This is a genomic window from Legionella massiliensis (genome assembly GCF_000756815.1).
Classification (GTDB): domain Bacteria; phylum Pseudomonadota; class Gammaproteobacteria; order Legionellales; family Legionellaceae; genus Tatlockia; species Tatlockia massiliensis.
This window is the reverse complement of the sequence record NZ_CCVW01000004.1, coordinates 626830-644739: the sequence shown is the minus strand read 5'-3', so window position 1 is coordinate 644739 and position 17910 is coordinate 626830. Positions and strand designations below refer to the sequence as shown.

Sequence of the window (17910 nt, the reverse complement as noted above, 5' to 3'; positions counted from 1 at the left end):
CTTAACCTCTCTCCGCAATAGGAATAAATTTTCTTGGTTCCGGCCCAGTATAGTCTGAAGTCGGCCTGATCAAGCGATTATCAGCACGTTGTTCGAAAACATGGGCAGACCAGCCAGTTACTCTGGACATAACAAAGATGGGGGTAAATAACGGTGTTGGGATACCACAATAGTGATAAGCCGAAGCACTGTAGAAATCGAGATTGGGAAATAATTTCTTCTCTCTTCTCATCACAGCTTCAACCCGCTCTGAAATATTAAACAAAACCAGTTCATTTCTGGACTCACCAAGCTTATGAGACCAAGCCTTGATAATATCTGAGCGAGGATCGCAATCCTTATAAACTCGATGTCCAAAGCCCATAATCTTTGCCTTTGCGGCTAACATATCCATCAGGCGATGTTCTGCTTCATCTGGGCTCTTAAACTGCTCAATTAATTCCATAGCAGCTTCATTAGCACCACCATGTAGTGGTCCGCGCAAAGTGCCTATCGCTGAGGTAATCGCTGAATAAAAATCAGATAAAGTTCCTGCTGTTACACGTGCAGCAAAGGTTGAGGCATTGAACTCATGCTCAGCATAAAGGATTAACGAGACATTCATCATGTCAGTTTCAAGCTTGCTTGGTTTCTTGCCATGCAACAGGGTAAGGAAATGGCCACCAACTGTTTGTTCATCACTTTCGCCACTAATTTCTTTACCTTGGAAATGGTAGGCGTACCAGTAACACAACATTCCGGGAAAGAGTGCGAGTAAGCGATCTGCAATTTTATATTGTTGACTAAACGACTCTTCAGGCTCCAAGGTTCCTAACATAGAACAGCCTGTCCGCAACACATCCATGGGATGCGTATTTTTAGGGATTAACTTCAATACGGTTTTTAAGGTTTCAGGTAAATGGCGCAAACTGACTAGCTTTGCCGTATATGTTGCTAGCTCAGCTTTTGTTGGCAAGCTCCCATAATGTAATAAATAGGCTACCTCTTCAAAGGTTGCATGCGCAGCCAAATCGTCAATAGAGTATCCGCGGTAGGTTAACCCCTTTCCCTCTTGCCCCACAGTTGCAATTGCTGACTCACCAGCAACTACTCCAGCCAAACCGCCTGTTGATTTATTGACCATCCTCTGCCTCCATTAATTGGTCTAGTTTCTTTTCATAATCGTTATAACCAAGTACTTCATATAATTCGTTACGGGTTTGCATCTTATCAAGCATATCCTGCTGTGTGCCTTCATTAATAATTGCCTGATAAACGTTGAATGCAGCCTTAGACATTGCCCGAAATGCGCTAAGTGGATATAAAACAAGCTGAACCCCTGCTCCAGCTAACTCAGCACGAGTAAATAATGGTGTTTTGCCGAATTCAGTAATATTTGCCAAAATTGGCACGTTGAGTTGTTTAGAGAAGGTTTCATATTCAGCGAGAGTCGTCATCGCCTCAGGAAAAATCATATCAGCACCAAGCTCAATGCAGAGCTGGGCGCGCTCAATTGCGGCATTCATGCCTTCAACGGCATAGGCATCTGTGCGTGCCATAATGACAAAATTTTCATCCTGACGAGCATCAACTGCAACCTTGATGCGATCGCCCATCTCTCGCATAGAAACAATTGCTTTATTGGGGCGATGGCCGCAACGCTTAGCTAAAACCTGATCTTCAATATGGATAGCTGCAACGCCTGTACGCTCCATGAGCTGCACGGTTCGCGCTATATTAAAGGCATGTCCCCAACCTGTATCAACATCAACCAAAAGTGGCAGTGAACACGCTTGAGTAATACGTCTGGCATCTTCTAAAACTTCGGCCAAACCAGTCATACCTAAATCAGGTAAGCCATAGGAAGCATTAGCAACTCCGGCGCCAGAAAGATAGATCGCCTGACAACCAACAGATTCAGCAAGCATTGCTGAATAGGCATTGATAGTACCTATAACTTGTAAAGGGGCGTTGTTTTTAACCAATGAGCGGAATTGCTTACCTGCAGAATAAGACATTGAAATTCACTCCTTGACCTGTGGAAAGTCTTTTTAACACGCTACCAGGCTGATAGCAACATGGAAGATAACGCAGAAAATGCTGGATAACTAGACAAGAGCTCTATTTTTCCCCAATCAAATCAATATTCTCGCATCTACGCGGATATATAATGCCATGCAAAGACAGAGCTGGGGAAGAGGTCTGAGGTTAAATTTGCCATGCTAGGGTAATAGAAACGGCATAAATAAGGGCAAGACTCTGTCTTCCTCTCAAAGAACAGCTCTTCAAAACGTGAGAAAAAAGTGTCATGAGGGATCGTGCTCGAATCACCCCTCATCCGCTCTTCGGGCACCCTCTCCCCGCGAACGGGGCGAAGAGATTCTTGTTTCTCCCTTCGTCCTTCTGGGGAGAAGGTGACCAAAGGGCGGATGAGGGGTTTCTGGCTCGAAGTTCTTTCCCGATATTTGCCCCAAAGGGACTGAGTTGCTCAGCGCGACTGGAGCAGCTCTAGGCAAAACAAAACCATCCATAACTGACGTTAACTAAGTGGAACTTCTTTCCACCAATTTGTTTTTGTCTCAGTAGCCCAATGCCCATCACGCATACGAGCAACAAAGGCTTCTGTTTTTTCGGGAGATGACATGTCGGAATCGAGTTTTATACACCAATCCCAATCACCAGTGGTAGACCACATTCTTTCGACGCCTTCCCACTTAGCAATCATGCTTAGGTCATCCCATGATTTATTCGTTTTCATAAAAATTACACTATTCCATGCGTTCATCTTGGCTATCCTTAGTTGGTAAGTTGAACAAAACGCCTAAAATTCAAACCAGGCACTCTCAGGATAGAACATGTTTGCAACTCCTGCCACATCCTTGGGAGCAAGATTTTTTCTAGCAAAACTAAACCTTTGATTTGTTAGGCTAAATAACGTCAATTCGGGATAAGAATCGTTTAAACTCTTATCCCGAATTGACGTTAAATAACAAGATGCCCTTTTAAGTACCATTTGCAATAACCAGAAATTAGCACTCTTTCGTCATGCACCTCACAATTAACCTCGCCCTTTCTAAACGAACCTTGTATTGCTCGAAGTGTTGTCTTAGCTAAGCGTTCAGCCCAAAAAGGCGCTAAGACACAATGTGCTGAGCCTGTCACTGGATCCTCAAAAATATTATGTTTTGGATAAAAACAACGGGAGTAAAAATCAGCCTCTGTAGCTGGCGATGTTAAAATCAGGCCTCGTTTTGGTAACTTCAATAAGCCTTTAAGATCAACCTGCGCTTGTAATACCTGGCTTTCATTGGCAAACAAGGCTAGATAATCAAGCTCACTTTCAAAGATAGCAAGGGTAGGTTTATCTATGAGTGCCGTAATGGCTTCAGGTGTTTTACTCGCGGAATAGGAAAGTCGTGGTAAGTCCAAAATATAGCGCTCTCCCTTTTTTTTTACCGAGAGCGGACCACTCAAGCTTGAAAACGTCAGGGCATCGCCCTTGAATTTTTCTAATTCATAGAGCGCAAAACCAGCAGCAAGGGTTGCATGACCACATAAGCTGATTTCACCATTAGGTGTAAACCAGCGAATATGAAATCCTTGTTGCTCGTCTTCTATGACAAAAGCTGTTTCCGAGAGATTATTCTCAGCAGCTATAGCCTGCATTAACTCATCATTGAGCCATTCAGTTAATAGACATACTGCTGCGGGATTACCGTAAAAGACCTTATCAGTGAAAGCATCTATCTGAAAAATTTCAATGCTATCCACAGTCAACCTCTTTAAGTGAGAATAGTTGGCGAAGATTAGCGATCTCAAAGCAGATATGCAAGCCTTTTAGGAGTACATTAGGCCATCATTGCGTGAAGGTATTCTCTTTGAATCAATCTGTAAGTGTAGTGAAATCCGGGAGCAGTGATCTGACTTCCCGGATTCCGCTTCGCTCTGAGTGATCCTGACATTTTTTTAATCAAAGTATCATTTAGATACCTATGTGAACATTAATTCAGTTACTTTGACTTATATGTGTGTCATTCCCGCGTAGGCGGGAAACCATCGTGCAAACAAAGTGAGGAACCACTTTGAGAAATGGTTTCCCGCCTACGCGGGAATGACACACAAAAGAACAGAAAGAACTTATATGGCACATGCTTTCTGTTTAAAAAAATGCCAGGGTTCCTCAGCGCTTCGCTCCATCCAGGCTACTTTCAATCCATGTAGCAAGGTAAGTTTATTAATGCTTATGTATTTGCCCTGGATGGGATTCCTTAAGAACAAACATAGCAATAACCAAGCTGAGAAAGTAGCAACAAGGCATAACAAATAAAGCCTTATTGTAGCTGGCAACTGAATAGACGGGCACGTCATTCATTATTTTCCAACCAGTACTGTTATGTAAGATCACTCCAACGATAGGCTGAAAAATTGCACCGCCTAAAAGAACAGAGAGGTTATTAAATCCTGATGCAGTACCGACTAATTCTGGAGGATTATTATCTTTAACCACCGCAAAGCTTACTGTCTGGCCGCCAGCGCCAAAACCGAGCAAGAATAGCACGAGATACATCCAAATTAGTGGAACATTGGGTACATATAAGAGAATCAAGGTAGCTACCAGGCCAAAAACCGAGCTAATGCTTAGGGCTAGACGTCGGCTAGAACAACGATCACTTAGCCATCCCAGCAAAGGACTACCAACACCAATTCCAAGCCAAATCATAGAGCACATGCCAGAAGCTAAAATGACGCTAACCTGATACTTTTGCTGTAGATATGGAACACCCCAAAGAGCAGCAAAGACCGCGATAGGAGTCCAAATGGTGAATGCATAGGCGCCAATTACCCAGGTATAGGCACGATGGCAAACACTTAATAGACGGTGCCATTCTTCTTTAAAGTGCCGCTGCGGATTGCTTTGCACCTTTTGATGAGGATAATCACGTATAACAAACCAGATCAATGCAGCGAGCGCTAAGCCTACTGCAGACAGAATAAAACTAGCATTACGCCATCCGACTTGATTAATTAAAGCAGCGAGCGGCACTTCTCCGAACATAGCGCCGACTGAACTCATTAATTGGGCAATACCAGCGAGAAAAGCAAATTGTTGAGGGGGAAACCAGCGTGAGACTAATACTAAAACCCCAATAAACGAAAAGGCTGAAGCAATCCCAATAAGAAAGCGTCCCAAAGCAGCTGTAAATAGGCTATTCGTTGAAGCGAAAAAAAACGAGCCAACTGCACATAAAATCAATGCATAGGTCATTAGTTTACGTGGACCATAACGGTCAAACAATAACCCTGCAGGCAATTGCATAGGCGCATAGGCATAGAAATAAAAGGCAGAAACAATTCCAAATCCTGCAGCTGATACCTGAAAGGTTTTCATCATAGATTCAGCCATAACACTCGGCGCGACCTGGAGGACGAACTCATATAAATAAAAGGTGGCTGACAATAAAAAAACAACATATGCGCTTAATTTACTAGGCTGCTGGTGGTTATTCGATGTGTCCAAGTGAGTATCTTAGTTGGTGAGAAATGCAGAACATTACACCTTAAGCGAATTTCCTTTGTCAATGCTTGGTTTAGGGTGCAAATGAATATTTTTTCTTTGTAGGGGAAGAGACAAAACTTATAAATCTTTTTAACCATTGCGAATTCTCGCGGCTTGACCCATAGGTATCTAGATTACACTGCGCTGCATCAAGGCTACGTTTGATTTTTTTTGGGGCGATGTCGCGGAAAGGAAAAAAGCTCTATACCTTAACCCCAGGATAAATTGCACCCAGCACAGTAGGACGTTTTGAACCAGTGATTCGACTTAGATCCAAAGCAGAGTTTGTTAAGGTCTTCTCTGCAAGCCAGGCAAACATCAACGCTTCGATAAAGTCAGGGTTGATATTGATGCTTTCTGTGCTTGCGACCTTTAATTCAGGTAGTAAACCGGCCAAAGCGTTTAGTAAAGTAGAGTTATGAGCACCACCACCACAAAGCAAAACCTGCTTCGGTGCTTTTTCTTCCACTTTGATGCCATCGGCAATTGCCCTGGCAGTCAACATCAACAAAGTTGTCTGAACATCATTAGTACTATAATCATTGTCTAAATAGCGCCCTAACCATTCCAGCGAGAAATATTCCTTGCCGATACTTTTAGGCTGCTTACGTTGAAAATAAGGGTCTGCTAATAAATTTTCTAACAAGGGTTTAATAATCTTGCCTGAGGCAGCCCAATTTCCATTCTTATCATAGGGTTGGTCAAGGTGTTTCTGAGTCCAGGCATCCATCAGGCAATTACCTGGCCCGAGGTCATAGCCTGTAACCCTTAGCTCATCTGCCAGATAAGTTAAGTTGGAAATCCCTCCAATATTGACAACAGCAAGCGGGAAATCCTGATCCTTGAAAAGAGCCTGATGATAAATCGGAGCAAAGGGTGCGCCCTGCCCGCCTACAACTAAATCGCGAGTTCTAAAATCTGCAACGACAGTGATCCCTGTTAATTCAGCAATGGTATGGGCGCAACCTAATTGCAGCGTGTAAGGAATTTCGGCTGTTGCATCGTGGCAAAGAGTCTGTCCATGGCTGCCAATCGCCTGAATAGTACTGGCTGATATCTGCGCTTTGACTAGTAGCTCCTGGGCTGCTGCCGCGAATTCTCTGCCTAAAATGGTATTAAGTTGGCTATAGGCCTTCAAACTACAAAGCTTGCCTGATAAGACGGCACTAAGATAGTTTTTTGCTGTGGGGCTATAGGGTCGAGTAATTCCGGCTATAAAATAATTAGTCGAAAGATCAATGAGGGCTGCATCAATACCATCCATGCTGGTTCCAGACATTAATCCTATGAATAGTTTCTTTTGGTTATTAGTATCCATCTTGCTCATAAATTTTCTTGTTTTAAAATTAAATTAGCATACACTATCGCACTTCACTGTATAAACATTTTGCAACAAACGTAAGTGTGGGTATTTATGCTGAATAAAGCAACACCTTTTTGGTTTCTGGGTCTTTTGTCGGCATTTTCTTTGTTAACCTTCGACTTATATCAGCCTGCCCTACCCGCAATAACGCAGTATTTTAATACAACACATGCTCTAGGGCAGTTGACCCTTAGTTTATTTTTCCTTGTTTTTGGCATGTCCCAGCTGATATGGGGGCCATGGATAGATCATTTCGGTAGGAGAACAAGTCTCGCCGTAAGTCTAATCATTTATGTTTTTGCTACGCTAGGTTGTATTTTTGCGACCAACATTCAAATGCTAATTGTAGCTAGAGTCACTCAGGGCTTTGCCGTTTGCTGTTCTAACGTTGTAGCCTTTTCATCATCGCGTGATTATGAAGACAGCACAGAGCGGGCGCGAGTTATATCTAATATTTCAATGATTGTCTCTGTTTCGCCAATTTTTGCACCGCTTATTGGTTCATTAATTTTTACCAACTATGACTGGCAGGCAACTTTCCTGCTAATGATAGTAATTGCTATCCTGCTTTTTTTCGCCTCGAAATATAAATTAAGTGAATCACCCTTTTGGCAAAAATCTGATGAAGGTTTTTTACTTCGCACCTCATTAGACAATTATAAAAAAATCTTAGGACATGGTCGTTTGTGGCTCGGGATCCTTATTGTTACTTCTTCATATAGTTGCATCATGTTGGTTATTGTCAATGCGGCTTATTTAGTGATTGAGAAGCTGAAATACTCCCCATTTATGTTTTCTATCATATTTGCCTGTAATGGTTGCATGCTTATTGTGGGTAATTATCTGGGTATTAAATTACGTGATAAACGGTCCTTAGGCTGGAATATCCATTTTGGTAGTTTATTAATGCTTTTTGGCTCTTTGCTTATGCTGATTTTATTTTTTCTTAAGGGCTTAGGTACGCTGAGTTTAGCGCCAATTTTACTGATCAGTCTTGGTGTTAGTATCACAAATCCACCAACTTTTTCTATTGCTCTTGCGGATTATGAGCATCAAGCGGCTACAGCGACAGCAATTATTAATACCGTTAGAATGACGGTGGCTGCAATTATCGCTGGGGGTATTGGTGTTATTATTGTTTATGATCTCAATTTATTAGCGATTAGCCTGCTGACCTGCTCACTAATTTGCTGGTTTGCTTCTATGTTTATTACTGAAGGGGCTAAGGTTGTTGAGGAACATCGCGTGGGCGTTTAACCCACGCTGCTTTCGGCTTACATTATTGAACAGTCTGCTGCATCACCCTGTTCTACATCTTGCAAATTGTCTTGGTCATTATTAACCCTATGTACAGCATTTGCTTGTTGTTGTATTTGATTAAATAGTCCATAGAAATTTTTTGATACATGAGCAAGATTATCCGCTCCTTGATTAACCAAATGTCCCATAACTTGGCCTTGTAGATCGTTAGGTAATTTATCTAACATTGGCGAAATTTCACAGTCAAAGCTTTTCTCATAAAGTGAAGGCATCATTTGCGAAACAACTGAATCAAATAACTCTTGGGGATTTTCACCTTCTGGTTGAATTACACCAACAAAACGATCCGCGAGTTCAGGATATTTAGAAGAAGCCAGCTTTTGACGAACTGCATTCGCATTAATAGGTTCATCACAGACAACATAAAGTAATTTCCCTGCCATTTGCTCATCGAGTGCGTATTTTATAAATCGATTAAGGTCAAAACCATAGTCCATGGAAACCAAGGCTATTTGTGCCCCCCCTTCCTGTCCGTTCGCTGTAAAGGAGCGGGCATAGGTGTTTTGTATCCCCTCATATTTATCTCTTAATCGCTTTACTTGAGAGGTACCTGCGCCAGGTTCTACTCTACTAAAGAGCATAATCGGTGCTGAATTATGCTTCCCTATTTGTACCCCACCTTCGGTAGCATATCCCATGATATCCATAGCAGCCGCTGTGGCTTCTAATCTTTTTCCAGCTGTACCTTCACCAACGAGCAAAAGTTTCATTTTGGAATCTGGACCAGCTAAGTTCATTGCCTGATGAGCCCAAACAACCGCTTCGCCTTTTTCCTTACTAATCCGATTCAGACGATTTGCTTCAACATAGTCTTCATGACTATTGTAGCCACTCTCTTTCCATAAATCGGGGGTTGCTAAAAGCTTCGAAAAGGTTTGAGAAACATAGAGTAGATTCGTCAGATTTTGTGGCTCTGATAAATCTATTTCAGAAATAATTTTTAGGAAAAGCTCTGGTGGAATATTTTCTAATTGGTTCCCCGCAGGTAAATTTGCAATAGAGGTTATGAACCATTTAATTTCATTTACAATTCGCTCTAAACCATCAAGGTCATCTCTTTCACGTTCAACTCTACTTTTCATAACCTTTCCTTTTAAAAATGAGGGCAATATACAAATTACTTAGCAAGTTTCTTAAGTGTTTCGTCTATCGCTTTGTTTGTTGGACCTCAAGAAACATAATATCAATGGGCAATTAAACAACGGTTAGTTTCTGTACGTATTTTGTGCAGGTGTGCTAAATTTTATTTAGAGAACTAGGGTTTTATTAGGGGAAATTATGAATTCAGAACAAATCAAAATTGATTCAAAAAAAGGCATATTCCAGTCGGGTAAAATCGTTTGTCCCATGGTTGGATTTGGTTCTGATAGGCGTTTAGGGCAGGAATGCACTGATCTAATTCTTGAAGCTGCTGATCTTGGCTACCGCATTATTGATTCAGCAACGGCTTATAAAAATCTCGATGCTATTGCTAAGGCCTTAAAACAATTAGATCGTTCTGAATTTTATTTAATTTCAAAAGTTTGGCATGACATGCTAGAGCCTGAAAATCTGTCTAAGGATCTTGATTCGACTTTAAAAATCCTTGGTACGGATTATCTTGATGCTTACTTGATTCATTGGCCAAATCGAAGCATTGCTATCGATAAAACACTTGCAGAGATGGATAAGCTAAGGAAGCAGAATAAAGTCCGTCATATTGGAATCTGCAACGTTACTGTTAATCATTTAACGAAGCTTTTAGAGGTCGGCATAGCAATTTCCTGGGTGCAGGTTCAAATGAATCCCAATTTTTTTGATAAACCACTTTATGAGCTTTGCCAACAACATTCTATAGCCTTTCAAGCATGGTGGCCTTTAGCTTTTGGTAGTATTCAATCGGATCAGCAACTTATCCAGATTGGCCAGAAATATAATAAGTCTGCTAGCCAGGTTGCCCTAAGATGGATTGTCGAAAATGGCTGTATTCCCTTACCAGGAAGTAAAAACAGGACACATATGCAAGAAAATTTATCAATTATGGATTTCTCTCTTAGCCAAGACGATCTGCAGGCGATTAATCACCGAGCAATTCCAGGTAATCGATTTAGACTTCGTCTGGATTATGGTTTAGGTTTTGAGGATGAGTTTGATCTAAGTTATGAGCAATGTTGGGATCTTAAGCGCAGTTAGTTCTTTTTATTGTCTATAATTAGAGGAGTCCATTTAAAAGGAAGTAAATGATGAAAGAGAAAGACGGTGCCGCCCAGCCTCGTACTCGTGATGAATGTTTAGCTGCAATTAATGCCCATACCTTTCTTGCAAACCGTTCATTAATGTTGCGAGATCAGTCTGAATACGTGGAACAAATTCAAAATCTGGCCCAAGCCTGTGCAGAAATCATTAACCAACATCATATGCAACCAGTGCAATTAACAGCGCTTATCGAAGGAAAAATTGCTGCTACTCAAGGGCAACATTTGCAAGCGGTGCTCGCAGAAATTCGCAGTTGCCAAATGCAAAGACGTGCGCTAGATAATAATGCCTTTTTTAATCCAGCTGCACATGATGCCTTGAATAGGAAAATTGACGGCTTAAATGCCTCCAGGAATACCTCCATTGCAGAAATTCAGCGAGGAATAGTCACTGATACCTTTGTTAGAGCGCATCAAGGGCATCAAGCTAATATTCCAGCTAACTTTATATACAATTACGAGCCACCTAATCCTGAGCAACCTGATATTGGTCGGCCTGGTTAAATATTTAGAGAATTTATTTTTGAATATAAATTATTTGCAATGAACTACAGTTGTTCATAATGCCTTAAGTTTGGTTTTGTAAGATCTCTATAACTAGAATAGTAATGGTGAATTCTTATGGTATATATAATTGGGGTAGATGATCTTGGTTCTATCCTGAGGCTAGCTATCTATCCTGCTCTCAAAGCCAATGAAAAAGAAGTCCTGATTCAAATAGAAAACGAAGCAGGTGAATCAATTGCAAGCGCTGAAATAGATCTTTCAAAACCAAATTTATCTCTTGATATATTGACTCTTAGCAATGAATTTAAAGAGGCAAATAAAGAAAATATTAACCTCATCATTACTCAAAAAGAAACCTTACTTAAAGACATCGAATCTGAGTTAGCTCAAATTGATAATCAGCATCAAAATCTTAGGAGTTCTCTAAGATCTTGTATTGAACAGCTAAAAAAATATAAGGACTTGTTTACTCAATATCCCATCCAAGCTAGTGGACTACATGATTTCTTGAGAGAAAATCCGCATTATGATGCTGTATTTGTCTCTATGCTGAGTGTGGTTTCCCAATATCCAGATCTGCAAGAACCTCTATCCCTACTCTTTGCCGCAAAAAGCAATGATAAGAGTATCTTTGCTTACCTAAGCGAAACTAAAAATGCTTTGCTCTTAAAATTTCTTATTGAAGCACTTCCTAATTTCGAACCAATCCATCAAGCTTGGGAATCTTATAAGGTACAACGTGATCATGCTGATGAGGAGTCTCATCTTGCTACTGACAGGCATTTTAACGCTAAACGACATGATGAGTATGCACTGATAATTAATGATAAAGCTCGTTTAAGATCTCTCATTAAAAATACCTTGGCCGCTTATTTTGTACATTCTCCGGAAAAACTGATTGCAAACGAGTCCTTAGATAATGCCCTCAATATCCTTCTTAGAAGTACTAATAATCGCACTGAACTTTTTGATCTAGCACGGCAGGTAAATAATAGTCAGCGCAAAGAAGAAAATATAAATGCGCTTATATCAATAGTTATGTCCATAATTAATAACCCTGATTTATATCTGAAATTAAGGGATAGCAAAATTCAGCCTCATCTCGATCTCAGCGCCAGGAATTTGCAATTTTCTAGATTAGAGCGCGTTAGAATGCGTGAAACTAATTTCAGCCAAGCAGATCTTAGCCAGTCTGCCATAAAAAATTCTACTTTCTTTAACTCGAATTTTAGCGGGGCTAATCTAAATCAAGCTGATTTACAAGATTCTGAGTTTAACTATTGTAATTTTGCAAAAGCTGATTTAACCGGGGCTAATTTAACTGGTGTATCTTTGGAGCAGGTCAACTGGGCAGGTGTAAAGCTTTCGAATGAGACTATCCTCGATTGGAACCTTTATGGTACAGATATTTTATTAGCAAATTTGAAAGCAATTGGTAATAACAATGAACTTTCTTTACCACAGAAAAAAGCTGCTGCCAAAGAATGGGTTGATTTTATTACGCAAAAAATATCTTCAAATAAGTCTATGCTAAAGCTTGTTGATATTATTGATAAAAAGCATAGTGACTACGCTTATCTTCGTGAGGAACAAGCGTTCTGGCGCTTTAATAGCCACGGTAATACCACTACCTGGCATACTGTCCTCGGGTATATAAAAGACAAGATGGATAAGAATGTGTCGACCTGTGGAGAGGAAAACTATTCTGCGGATGAATACCAAACCTTTCTTAGAATAATGAGCGAGCATCGAGGACGAGGTTTAGGCTCAGTGACTCATGCAAGCTTATATGAGCAAAGATCTAGTGCTGAAGAGGCTGAACTAATTCATATTACTAAGAGACCAATGTAGCCTGAATGCCGCGAAGCGAAATCCAAGAAGTCGGAACGCTGCTCTTTGCAGCCCGTCACCCTAAGATAGCACGTCATCCTGAACATAGTGAGGGATCTCCGGGATTAGCACTGTGCTACACATCAGGAGATGTCTCTCTACGTTCGACATGACGGGTTGGGAGACGTGACCTATTACCGCTTCGTTGCATCCAGGCTAGGGGCTCTGCCGCATTCAAGAGTCGGGTTATGCCAACCTTAAATTTTATTCTGCCTAAAACAACGGTAAAAATTCTCCGTGGTTTGTTGTGCAAGCTCTTCATAGCTAACTTGACGTAACTCACTTAAGGCTAGGGCTACATATTTGACTAATGCAGGATGATTCTGTTTCCCACGATAAGGAACTGGCGCCAAATAGGGAGAATCCGTTTCAATCAGTAAACGATCCTTAGGGATTTTCTTGGCAACCTCATGTAAGGCTGTTGCATTTTTAAAGGATACAATCCCAGACAAGGAAATATAAAAATTCATATCTAGCGCACGTTTGGCGATATCCCAGTCTTCAGAAAAACAGTGCATGACCCCACCGATATCCTCAGACCTTTCTTCTTTCATTAACAACAAGGTATCTTCAGCAGCTTGTCTTGTATGAATAATCAGCGGCTTTTTGGAGGCAAGCGATGCATGAATATGTGCACGAAACCGCTCTTTCTGCTGTTCTCGTGCGGTTGTCGTTTCTGTACGATAATAATCAAGCCCGGTCTCACCAATGGCAATACACGCGGGATGCTTGGCTAAATCCACAAGCAGCTCTGCACTTGGCTCTGCAGCGATTTCTGAGTTGGGGTGTAAACCAACAGAGATACTGATATCAGAGTAGGTCTCGGCAATTTGGCAGAGTGTGGCATAGTCGTCTAACTCAACACAGACACAAAGAAAATGCTCCACACCATTGTCCCGCGCTTGGTTAATCACTTGCTTTAAGTCATTATCAAAGTCGGTCAGGTCAATAAAATTAAGATGGCAATGTGAATCTACAAGCATAGGCTGTACCCCAATAAAAGATTTTCTAAGACCAGCTGCTTATTTAAGTTTATATTTTGCTGTAGCTTTTTACTAATTTCATTAATTTGATCAAGCTGTTTGAATAAGTGTACTGGTTGGAAATATTTTGCTAAATCAGAGAGCTGTTCTGTCCATTGTTGCTTACAAACCTGCCCCCTCAGTTTGTAGTCGATAAGCTGGCTATTCAGTAGATAAAGTAACCATATTAAAGCGCTAAACTCGTAGTCTAACCATTTGTTAGCTAAGCTAAAAATAGTGGTTTTATTGCTAACAAGTTCTGTTAAACCGCTAATAATCTGGGGTAACTGAGTAAAAAGCTCTCCTCTTGCTGAATCTGCCGAAGAATTCTCAGCCAGGGCTAAATAATCATTATCGATATTAGCGGATACAAACCGCCATTGTTGGCAACGACTAATAATTGTTGCAGGAATAGTACTCAGCTGTTCAGCAATTAACAGAAAGTGTACCCCTTCTGGAGGCTCTTCAAGGAGCTTTAACAAGGCATTGGCAGCTGCGATATTCATCTTTTCTGCAGGATAAAGAATGATAATGCGCTTATCACCAAGTTGGGGTGAGCGAAAAACCAAGCTTTGTAAATCACGAATTTGATCGATTTTGATTAGATTGGCAGAACCTGTTTTATCAGGCTCTATACAATTAACATCGGGATGTTCTCTGGTATTGGTTAGACGGCAGGATTTACAAGCCCCACAAGGTTTTTGTTGTTCATTACAAAGTATTGTAGAGGCCATAGCATAAGCAAGACTAATAAGTCCTACTGATTCTGGACCAACTAATAATAAGGCATGGTGCAAGCGCTGATTGGCATGAATTGTTTGAAAACGTTGCCATAACTGCTCGTATAACGGACTTGCTTCAGGAGATTTCATAATGATTGAAAAATCTTTTCAGTTGGCTAAGTATGGATTCTTGCACTGTTTCAAGGGTCTGGCTAGCATCGATTAGAGCTACATTGTCCATTTTTTGAATCATTTCATGATATCCACAGTAGACTTGATTAAAAAAAGAAAGAGCTTCCTCCTCGATTCTATCCTTTTCGCCCCGTTTTACCACACGTTCAAAACCTTGTTCAGGACTAATGTCTAAATAGATAATCAGATCAGGTTTTAAGGAGTTAAGGCAAAATTTCGATAGCTCGGAAATCATTTCCGTACCCAACCCCCTACCCCAACCTTGATAGGCAAAGGTCGATAACTCAAAGCGGTCAGCCAGAATCCAGGCTCCTCTTGCCAGTGCTGGTCGTATAACTTGCTCAACTAATTGAACCCTTGCTGCATAAAGTAGTAATAACTCACAACGACTATCAAGGATTTCTCCATTCACCTTAGCCTTGATCAGCTGGCGTACAGTCTCGCCAATACGTGTCCCGCCGGGTTCTCTGGTTAAAATAATTTCAGGAACAAAGGATGATAAATATTCTTTTATTGTTTCGATTGCTGTTGATTTACCCGCGCCTTCAAGCCCTTCAACGACGATAAAACGTCCCTTCTCCCTCATAATGGCCTCTTGTTTTGATATCGTGCAATAGCTGCTTTTTGTTCGTCATAGGTAGTTGAAAATTGATGTGAACCATCACCTTTCGCTACAAAATAGAGATAATTACTAATCTGTGGATGCGCCGCAGCGTCAATAGCCTCCTTGCCAACCATCGCTATTGGGGTTGGTGGTAAGCCACGATTAACATAAGTGTTATAGGGTGAGCTAACGCTCATATCCTGATGGCTTAATTTGCCTGTATAGTTTTGCCCCAGTGCATAAATAACCGTTGGATCCATTTGTAAGGGCATATTTTTCTTTAAGCGATTAATTATAACACCGGATATGATTTTCCTTTCCTCTGGCAAGGCAGCTTCCTTTTCCAAAATAGATGCGGCAACTAGCATTTCATAGGACGATTTATAGGGCAAGCCGGGGCTACGATTTTGCCAGCTTTGCTCCAGATACTCTTGGAGTTTTTGATTAGCCAGTCTCAACAAGGGTTTAGCTTCTGAACCAGCATCATAGTTATAGGTGTCGGCGAGCAACAATCCTTCTGCATTAGAATGGTTAGCGCTAATAGACTGCCAGTCATTATTGTTATATTTCAAATACTGAGCATTTTGTAGATTTGTAATAACCTGGTTAAGGTTGGTGCCCTCTATAATCCGAAAAGAGCGGACCATAACCTTCCCTGCCTCTACTTGGAAGAGTAGCTGCTGGGCGGTCTCACCTGGTTTAATTTCATAGATTCCAGCTTTTAACCGCTGTGTTAGCCCTTGAAAACGAATCAAGGTTAAGAATAGTCGGCTAGATTTGATTAAGTGCTTCGATTGAAGCATCTGTACAAAGGACGCTGCTGTGGTATTTCTATCGACAACAATGGTGATTGGCGTTGTTATCTCAATCACCATTGGTTTGGATATAATTCTGTAAATCTCGTAGCCGATTAAAGCAAGTCCCATCACTCCAAATAATAAACTATAGAGCAAAACTGACTTAAGTCGACGACCTGCCATCTACACTCGCTTAAATAACAAACTTCCATTAGTACCGCCAAAACCAAGCGAATTCGATAATGCATAATCAATTCGTCTCTTTTGTGGTTCATGCGGAACATAATTTAAGTCACATCCTTCGTCAGGATTGTCCAAATTAATTGTTGGAGGAGCAATCTGATCTTTAATTGCAAGTACGCTGAATATAGCTTCAACTGCACCTGCGGCTCCAAGTAAGTGACCTGTCATTGATTTGGTAGAACTCATCGCTAATTCATAAGCATGTTCTTTAAACACTCGTTTAACTGCTTTGGTCTCATTCATATCGTTGAGGTAAGTAGAGGTACCATGTGCATTAATATAGTCAACCTGGCTCGGCTCAATTCCCGCATCGTCAATTGCAGCCTTCATTGACCGTGAAGCACCATCTGCATCCTCATCAGGAGCAGTGATATGATAAGCATCACCAGACATACCAAAGCCAACTAATTCAGCATAAATTTTTGCACCACGAGCCTTGGCATGTTCGTACTCTTCAAGCACTAAGATACCAGCGCCCTCTCCCATCACAAAGCCATCGCGGTCTTTGTCCCAGGGGCGAGATGCTTTTTCAGGTTCATCATTGCGTTTAGATAAGGACCGTACTGCGGAAAATCCTGCAAGACAGAGAGGAGTCGTAGTCATTTCAGAACCACCACAAACCATAACGTCTGCATCACCATAGGCAATCATTCTTCCGGCAAGACCAATATTATGAGTTCCTGTGGTACAAGCTGTTACAACAGAGATATTTGGCCCTTTCAAATTGTGTTTTATGGAAATCTGTCCAGCCACCATATTGATAATGCCGGCGGGGATAAAAAATGGTGATACCTTACGAGGACCACCAGCTACTAATTTATCTTGATTGGCAGTAATTGTTTGAATTCCTCCAATTCCGGCACCTACAGCAACACCTGTGCGGGTAGAAAGTTTCTCATCAATAACCAATCCGGAATCAGCTATTGCTTCTTCAGCAGCAGCCATTCCATATTGTGTGAAGGGATCCATCTTACGAGCTTCTTTAAGCGGCACGTAGTCTTCAATGTTAAAATTTTTAACTTTTGCCCAGATTTTAGTCGAATAATCAGTGGTATCAAAATCTTCAACCATTCCTACACCACTTTTACCAGCTAAAATATTTTGCCAGCTCTGTTCCACATTTAGACCAACTGGGGAAACCATCCCCATGCCAGTAACAACAACACGCCGCTTAGTCAATGCAAGCTCCTCGAAGTTATCAAGCTTCTTCTTTGTTAAGATTTGATTCGATGTAATCGATTGCTTCTTGAATTGTAGTAATTTTTTCAGCCTTTTCATCTGGAATTTCAGTTTCAAACTCTTCTTCCAAAGCCATTACCAATTCAACAGTATCTAGTGAGTCTGCACCCAAGTCATCTACAAAGGATGCATCATTTTTCAACTCATCTTCTTTAACACCCAACTGTTCAACAACAATTTTGCGAACTCGTTCTTCAACTGTACTCATAACTTGAATTTCCTCTTAGGTTAAAAAATCTCA

At 41.0% G+C, this 17910-nt stretch carries 17 protein-coding genes; 4 read left to right on the top strand and 13 right to left on the bottom strand.

Features of this window, described 5'->3' with window-relative positions:
- Position 1 precedes the first annotated feature (1 nt).
- The 6 genes from prpC to BN1094_RS17485 form a co-directional block, all read right to left on the bottom strand.
- Positions 2-1123: a bifunctional 2-methylcitrate synthase/citrate synthase gene (gene prpC, locus BN1094_RS17510; protein WP_044012502.1), complete on the bottom strand. Its 1122-nt coding sequence runs from the start codon at positions 1121-1123 to the stop codon at positions 2-4.
- Complete coding sequence (gene prpB, locus BN1094_RS17505) at positions 1113-1997, bottom strand: methylisocitrate lyase (protein WP_044012501.1); 885 nt, start codon at positions 1995-1997, stop codon at positions 1113-1115. Before prpB ends, prpC begins: the two co-directional genes overlap by 11 nt.
- Positions 1998-2518: 521 nt before the next feature.
- On the bottom strand, positions 2519-2764 hold the full coding sequence (locus tag BN1094_RS17500) for a hypothetical protein (RefSeq protein WP_044012500.1): 246 nt from the start codon (positions 2762-2764) through the stop codon (positions 2519-2521).
- A gap of 197 nt (positions 2765-2961) precedes the next feature.
- Positions 2962-3750, bottom strand: coding sequence for a PhzF family phenazine biosynthesis protein (locus tag BN1094_RS17495; RefSeq protein WP_044012499.1), 789 nt, complete (start codon positions 3748-3750; stop codon positions 2962-2964).
- Positions 3751-4213: 463 nt separating this feature from the next.
- A complete protein-coding gene (locus BN1094_RS17490) occupies positions 4214-5497 on the bottom strand; it encodes an MFS transporter (RefSeq protein ID WP_044012498.1) in 1284 nt (427 codons plus the stop codon).
- 241 nt (positions 5498-5738) lie between these two features.
- Positions 5739-6854, bottom strand: a complete 1116-nt coding sequence (locus tag BN1094_RS17485) for an anhydro-N-acetylmuramic acid kinase (protein WP_044012497.1) — start codon at positions 6852-6854, stop codon at positions 5739-5741.
- A gap of 96 nt (positions 6855-6950) precedes the next feature.
- Between BN1094_RS17485 and BN1094_RS17480 the strand changes: the two genes are divergently transcribed.
- Positions 6951-8156 carry a multidrug effflux MFS transporter gene (locus BN1094_RS17480; protein WP_044012496.1) on the top strand — a complete coding sequence of 402 codons (1206 nt, stop codon included), beginning with the start codon at positions 6951-6953 and terminating at the stop codon, positions 8154-8156.
- Positions 8157-8173: 17 nt separating this feature from the next.
- Here the strand turns inward: BN1094_RS17480 and BN1094_RS17475 are convergent, their stop codons facing one another.
- Complete coding sequence (locus BN1094_RS17475; RefSeq protein ID WP_044012495.1) at positions 8174-9301, bottom strand: F-box protein; 1128 nt, start codon at positions 9299-9301, stop codon at positions 8174-8176.
- Positions 9302-9497: 196 nt separating this feature from the next.
- On the opposite strand from BN1094_RS17475, the gene BN1094_RS17470 reads away from it, so the two are divergent.
- The 3 genes from BN1094_RS17470 (at position 9498) to BN1094_RS17460 (ending at position 12811) form a co-directional block, all read left to right on the top strand.
- The gene (locus BN1094_RS17470) at positions 9498-10391 is read left to right on the top strand and encodes an aldo/keto reductase family protein (protein WP_052403363.1); all 894 of its coding nucleotides are present in this window, start codon (positions 9498-9500) and stop codon (positions 10389-10391) included.
- Between the two features lie 47 nt (positions 10392-10438).
- Complete coding sequence (locus BN1094_RS17465; RefSeq protein WP_141650509.1) at positions 10439-10957, top strand: hypothetical protein; 519 nt, start codon at positions 10439-10441, stop codon at positions 10955-10957.
- Positions 10958-11074: 117 nt separating this feature from the next.
- Complete coding sequence (locus BN1094_RS17460) at positions 11075-12811, top strand: pentapeptide repeat-containing protein (RefSeq protein WP_044012493.1); 1737 nt, start codon at positions 11075-11077, stop codon at positions 12809-12811.
- 236 nt (positions 12812-13047) lie between these two features.
- On the opposite strand, the gene BN1094_RS17455 is transcribed toward BN1094_RS17460, so the two are convergent.
- Genes BN1094_RS17455 through acpP form a run of 6 tightly spaced genes read right to left on the bottom strand, consistent with a single transcriptional unit; the run spans position 13048 to position 17877 of the window.
- Positions 13048-13833, bottom strand: coding sequence for a TatD family hydrolase (locus BN1094_RS17455; RefSeq protein ID WP_044012492.1), 786 nt, complete (start codon positions 13831-13833; stop codon positions 13048-13050).
- On the bottom strand, positions 13824-14744 hold the full coding sequence (gene holB / locus BN1094_RS19025) for a DNA polymerase III subunit delta' (protein WP_052403362.1): 921 nt from the start codon (positions 14742-14744) through the stop codon (positions 13824-13826). Before holB ends, BN1094_RS17455 begins: the two co-directional genes overlap by 10 nt.
- On the bottom strand, positions 14731-15372 hold the full coding sequence (gene tmk, locus BN1094_RS17445) for a dTMP kinase (protein ID WP_044012491.1): 642 nt from the start codon (positions 15370-15372) through the stop codon (positions 14731-14733). Before tmk ends, holB begins: the two co-directional genes overlap by 14 nt.
- A complete protein-coding gene (gene mltG / locus BN1094_RS17440) occupies positions 15369-16370 on the bottom strand; it encodes an endolytic transglycosylase MltG (RefSeq protein WP_044012490.1) in 1002 nt (333 codons plus the stop codon). The genes tmk and mltG overlap by 4 nt, the downstream gene beginning before the upstream one ends.
- Positions 16371-17609, bottom strand: a complete 1239-nt coding sequence (fabF, locus tag BN1094_RS17435) for a beta-ketoacyl-ACP synthase II (protein ID WP_044012489.1) — start codon at positions 17607-17609, stop codon at positions 16371-16373.
- Between the two features lie 19 nt (positions 17610-17628).
- Positions 17629-17877: an acyl carrier protein gene (gene acpP / locus BN1094_RS17430; protein WP_044012488.1), complete on the bottom strand. Its 249-nt coding sequence runs from the start codon at positions 17875-17877 to the stop codon at positions 17629-17631.
- Positions 17878-17910: the final 33 nt, after the last annotated feature.